Origin of the sequence: Thiohalocapsa sp., from assembly GCF_019695415.1 — a bacterium.
Classification (GTDB): domain Bacteria; phylum Pseudomonadota; class Gammaproteobacteria; order Chromatiales; family Chromatiaceae; genus Thiohalocapsa.
On record NZ_JAIFKJ010000282.1, the window covers coordinates 1 to 4,318 of the forward strand.

Here is a 4,318-nt window from a genome sequence, read left to right on the forward strand (position 1 = left end):
TCCCCGCGGGGGCGTGGGGGAGCAGGTCCGTGCCGCGCACGCGGTGGTGCGGGCACGTCGGCCGACCGCGTTGCGTGGGCTCGCACCCCGGCACCCCGAGCGCTTCGGGCGCGTGGCGACCCTGGTGCAGCGCAGCGGATTTCAGCTCATCCGGCGCAGCCTTGCGGATGCCTGCTCGGTAGACACCGCCGTCTACCTCGGAGACAGCATGGGCGAGCTGGCGGTGTTCTTCTCCGCTGCCGATGTGGCCTTCGTCGGGGGCAGCCTGGTGCCCACGGGCGGGCACAATCTGCTGGAGCCGGCCGCGGCTGGCTTGCCGGTGGTCGCCGGCCCGCATACCTTCAATTTCGCAGAGATTGCGCGGCTGCTGCGCGAGCGTGGTGCGCTCGTGCAGGTGAAGGATGCGACAGCGCTTGCGGATATCCTTTTGCGCTGGCTCACGGATGCCGCCGAGCGTGCCCGGGTGGGCGAGCAGGGCCGACGCGTGATCGAGGAGAACCGCGGTGCTCTCGGGCATATCAACGCATTGGTGGACGCGTGCCTGGAGGAGGTCGGCGCGGCACCGGCTACTTGAACATCCGCGACACTTCGCGGAAGTGGGGGTTACTGGAGTCGCCCAGCCATTCGAAGGCAACAGACTCCGTGTTGGTGACGTGAATACCGCTGTGGCGCATGCGCTCCAGCGCGTTCTGGCGGTTGGCAGGGTGGCGGGAGCAGATGGCGTCTGCCACCACGAATACCTGGTAGCCCCAGCGTTGCAGGCCCGAGGCGGTTTGGACGATGCAGATGTGCGCCTCCATGCCCATCAGTACGACCTGCTTGCGCTCTGGCTGGCTGGTCAGAGCGCGCTCGAAGCCCGTCGCGGTGCAGCACGAAAAGCAGGTCTTCTCCGTCGGTGCGGCGCTCGCCGGCAGGTGCTCGCGAATGGCCTCAATGGTCTTGCCGAGGCCCTTGGGGTATTGCTCGGTGGAGATGATCGGAATGTCCAAGATGCCCGCGGCTTCCACCAGGCGGTTGATATTGGCGACAGTCACGGCGAGCTCGTCTTTGGGCATCACTGCCGCGAGGCTCTCCTGGGCATCGATGATCAGGAGCTGCGAGAAGCCGGCGTTGCAAAGCGGCATAGGGGCCTGGTGAATGCTCATGACGTGACCTCGCTCGTCTCTTGTTGGGCCTGCTGTGTGTTGGGCGGCTGAGCGGCTCCGGGGGTGTCAATATGGCGTCTTGGGGCGCAGGGCTCAGTACGTGGCCATAGCGGGGTCCACGTCGCGCGCCCAGCCATCGATGCCGCCGCGCAGGTTCAATACCTGTTGAAAGCCCTGGTGCTCCAGGTACAGGGCCACCTGCTGGCTGCGGATGCCGTGATGACAGATCACCACCACCGGGCGCTGTGGGTCGAGCCGATCCACTTCGCTTGGGACGCGGCGCATCGGAATATGCGCGGCGCCCTCCAAGCGACAGATGTCGAGCTCCCAAGGCTCACGCACGTCGAGGAGCTGCGGCGCCGGCGCATGGCCGGCGAGCATTGCGCGGAGCTCGCTCGGGTTGACCTGACGGACCATGCGACAGCGTGCTCAGAAGACGAAGCGCTCGGGCTCGGGCACGTTCTTGAGCGCCGGCACAGAGGTCTCGAACAGCGCCTCGCGGCGCAGATCGCCGCCCGGGCCCACTCGGGTTTCGAGGCGGGCTTCCATCACCGGGTCCTCGCCGACGATCACGAAGAGTCGCCCGCCGGGAGCAAGCTGCTGGGCGAGCATCGGCACGGGCTCTTCCGTCGGTACTGACCCAGTCACGGCGATGACGTCGAAGGGGCCGCCGTCCACGGGTCCGGCCATGGCGTCGGCGGTGTGCACCTCCACCCGGCGCAATTGCATAGCTTCGAGCCGCGTCCGGGCACCTTCGGCAAGGTCCGGATCGATCTCGACGCCTAAGACACGGCCGCCCAGGCGTGCCAGGCATGCCGTCACGTAGCCTGTGCCCGGGCCGATCTCCAGGACCTTGTCGCCGTCGCGTACCGCCAGCGCCTGCAGCATTCGGCCCACCACCTTGGGCGCGAGCATGCAGGTGTCGGTGCCGATGGGGATGTCGATGTCCGCATAGGCCAGCGCCTGGTAAGCGTCCGGCACGAAGGCCTCCCGCGGCAGCTCGCCCAGCACGCGCAACACGCGCTCGTCGAGCACATTCCATGGACGGACCTGTTGCTCGATCATGTTGTAGCGGGCGGTGACGACGGGCGAGGACATGAGGTTGTTCTCCGAGAAAGCCCTTGGGAATTACGCGGGTTGTAACCCGCGCAGGCTACGGATTTTGTGCGCTTTCGGCAAGCGGTGGGAATGCCGTATGGAAATGCCGGGTGTGGTGAGGGAAAGCGCGCGCCTGCCGCCCCGTCCGGCTACAATCTAAGCTCGCGGGGTCATCAGCGAGCGGTACAGCATCATGATGTTTTCGGGCCGATCACGGCGCAACCTCAGGCTTTTTCGGGTGCCCTTCGGCCTCTTGCTCGCGTTGGCTCCAGCCATGTACTGCCACGGCCAGGAGGCCGCGTTGCCAGACGCAGACGACGGCGGACAGCGTGACCCGGCACCCGTGGAGGAACCCACTGAAGCGCAGATCCACGACGCATACGCAGGCATGTTGGCGACGGTCAATGCCGGCAGCAAGGCGCACCTGGGCGCCGCCGACAGCGGTGCAGTGCTCATCGAGCTCGAAGACATCGTCAAGCTCGGCTGCCGCGGGCTCGATCGATCGGGCGCACAGTACGACTGTCGCGTGGAGCGGCGCATTCGCCGCGGCGACGCAAGGCCCGAGACGGGCGTAGTGCAGCTTTGGCTGTCTTGGGAAAACGGGCGCTGGGTGGCCCGCTGACGTCACCGGGCGGCGGTCTTGCCGAGGCGGTTCTCACAGCAGGACCAGATTGTCCCGATGGATGAGCTCATCGTCGTCGACGAAGCCGAGTACACCTTCGAACGCGCTGCTGGGCAGTCCTTTGATGCGAATGGCGTCTTGGGCGTCGTAGTTGACCAGCCCGCGGGCGACCTCGTTGCCAGCGCGGTCCACGCAGGCCACCACCTCGCCGCGGGCGAAGTGTCCGTACACGGCCGCGACGCCCACCGCGAGTAGACTGCGGCCGCCTTCGCGCAGGGCACGGACGGCTCCATCGTCGAGGACCAGGCGGCCGCTCACGCTCAGATGCCCGGCGAGCCAGCGCTTGCGTGCCGCCTGCGGCTCCTGGGCAGGCACCAGCAGGCTGCCGACGTCCGTGCCCGTGGCGATGCTGGTCAGGCACTCGGCGCGGCGCCCGGGGGCAATCAGGGTCGAACAACCGGAGCGGGCGGCGAGCCTGGCCGCGCGCAGCTTGGTCACCATGCCGCCCGTGCCGAGCCCGCCGCTGCTGCCGCCGGCCGCGCCGTCGAGCCGCGGGTCGTCCACCCGTGCAGATTCGATCAGCACCGCCTTCGGCTCCGTGCGCGGGTTTGCTGAGAACAGGCCGTCCTGGTCCGTCAGCAGGATGAGCAGGTCTGCTTCCAGCAGGTTGGCGACCAAGGCGGCCAGGGTGTCATTGTCGCCGAAGCGCAGCTCGTCGGTGGCGACGGTGTCGTTCTCGTTGACCACTGGCACGACGCCCATGCCGAGCAGGGTGCGCAGTGTGCTGCGTGCGTTGAGATAGCGCTTGCGGTCGACCAGGTCGTCCCGGGTCAACAGGACCTGCGCCGTGTGCAGTCCGTGGCGTGAGAAGCCGTCCTCGTACGCCCGGATCAGCCCCATTTGGCCGATGGCCGCGGCGGCCTGAAGCTCATGTAGGGCCTGCGGTCGCTGCCGCCAGCCCATTCGCGCCATCCCTTGGGCCACGGCGCCGGAGGAAACCAGCACCACCTCGCGGCCCGAGGTGCGTTGACCGGCCATCTGGGCAATCCAGGGGGCGAGGATGTCTGGATCGAGTCCGGCACCATCACGGGTGAGGAGGGCGCTGCCGATTTTGACCACCCAGCGCCGCGTGGCGGGGATTCTTGAACGTTGGAACATGGCGGCCGATCGGAAGCGGTGCTGCTAGTCCAGCGGATGCCAGGCGCTGTCGTCCCCGGCATCGGTATCGGGCATCTGGCGCAGCGGGTGCGGCAGCGCTTGCAGGCGTGCCATCACGTCGCGAGCCAGTGCGGCGGTGCCGGCGCCGGTGGTGGCCGATATGGCGTACACCGGTCCCTGCCAGTCCAGGGCCTTTAAGAGCGCCGTCTGCCGTGCCGCCAGTGTAACGTCGTCCAGCAGATGGACCTGGTTCAGTACCAGCCAGCGCCCCCGGGCAGCGCGGGTGGGGTGGTAG

The 4,318-nt window shown here is 67.8% G+C and carries 6 protein-coding genes and 1 pseudogene; 2 read left to right on the forward strand and 5 right to left on the reverse strand.

The genetic code is table 11. The features are described 5' to 3' along the window. Positions 1 to 574 (forward strand): glycosyltransferase (locus I6U14_RS08040; RefSeq protein WP_296898319.1); only part of this gene is annotated, 574 nt, incomplete at its 5' end. Here the strand turns inward: I6U14_RS08040 and I6U14_RS08045 are convergent. The 3 genes from I6U14_RS08045 to I6U14_RS08055 form a co-directional block, all read right to left on the reverse strand. After that, positions 567 to 1,145 carry a hydrolase gene (locus tag I6U14_RS08045; protein ID WP_296898320.1) on the reverse strand — a complete coding sequence of 193 codons (579 nt, stop codon included), beginning with the start codon at positions 1,143 to 1,145 and terminating at the stop codon, positions 567 to 569. The genes I6U14_RS08040 and I6U14_RS08045 overlap by 8 nt on opposite strands. Positions 1,146 to 1,238: 93 nt before the next feature. After that, positions 1,239 to 1,562, reverse strand: coding sequence for a rhodanese-like domain-containing protein (locus I6U14_RS08050; RefSeq protein WP_296898321.1), 324 nt, complete (start codon positions 1,560 to 1,562; stop codon positions 1,239 to 1,241). Between the two features lie 12 nt (positions 1,563 to 1,574). After that, positions 1,575 to 2,243, reverse strand: a complete 669-nt coding sequence (locus I6U14_RS08055) for a protein-L-isoaspartate O-methyltransferase (protein ID WP_296898323.1) — start codon at positions 2,241 to 2,243, stop codon at positions 1,575 to 1,577. Between the two features lie 193 nt (positions 2,244 to 2,436). Here I6U14_RS08055 and I6U14_RS08060 point away from each other — a divergent pair, with 193 nt between their 5' ends. Next, entirely contained in the window at positions 2,437 to 2,865 is a 429-nt protein-coding gene (locus I6U14_RS08060) for a hypothetical protein (RefSeq protein WP_296898324.1), read from the forward strand. 33 nt (positions 2,866 to 2,898) lie between these two features. Here I6U14_RS08060 and proB read toward each other — a convergent pair whose 3' ends face one another. Beyond that, positions 2,899 to 4,023 carry a glutamate 5-kinase gene (proB, locus tag I6U14_RS08065; RefSeq protein WP_296898326.1) on the reverse strand — a complete coding sequence of 375 codons (1,125 nt, stop codon included), beginning with the start codon at positions 4,021 to 4,023 and terminating at the stop codon, positions 2,899 to 2,901. 24 nt (positions 4,024 to 4,047) lie between these two features. Next, a pseudogene (obgE, locus tag I6U14_RS08070) lies at positions 4,048 to 4,318 on the reverse strand (GTPase ObgE); the annotation flags it as partial.

Bases quoted from the DNA above. Each gene is read 5' to 3' on its own strand.
- I6U14_RS08045 (WP_296898320.1), bottom strand. From the start codon at position 1,145: ATGAGCATTCACCAGGCCCCTATGCCGCTTTGCAACGCCGGCTTCTCG.
- I6U14_RS08050 (WP_296898321.1), bottom strand. From the start codon at position 1,562: ATGGTCCGTCAGGTCAACCCGAGCGAGCTCCGCGCAATGCTCGCCGGC.
- I6U14_RS08055 (WP_296898323.1), bottom strand. From the start codon at position 2,243: ATGTCCTCGCCCGTCGTCACCGCCCGCTACAACATGATCGAGCAACAG.
- I6U14_RS08060 (WP_296898324.1), top strand. From the start codon at position 2,437: ATGATGTTTTCGGGCCGATCACGGCGCAACCTCAGGCTTTTTCGGGTG.
- proB (WP_296898326.1), bottom strand. From the start codon at position 4,023: ATGTTCCAACGTTCAAGAATCCCCGCCACGCGGCGCTGGGTGGTCAAA.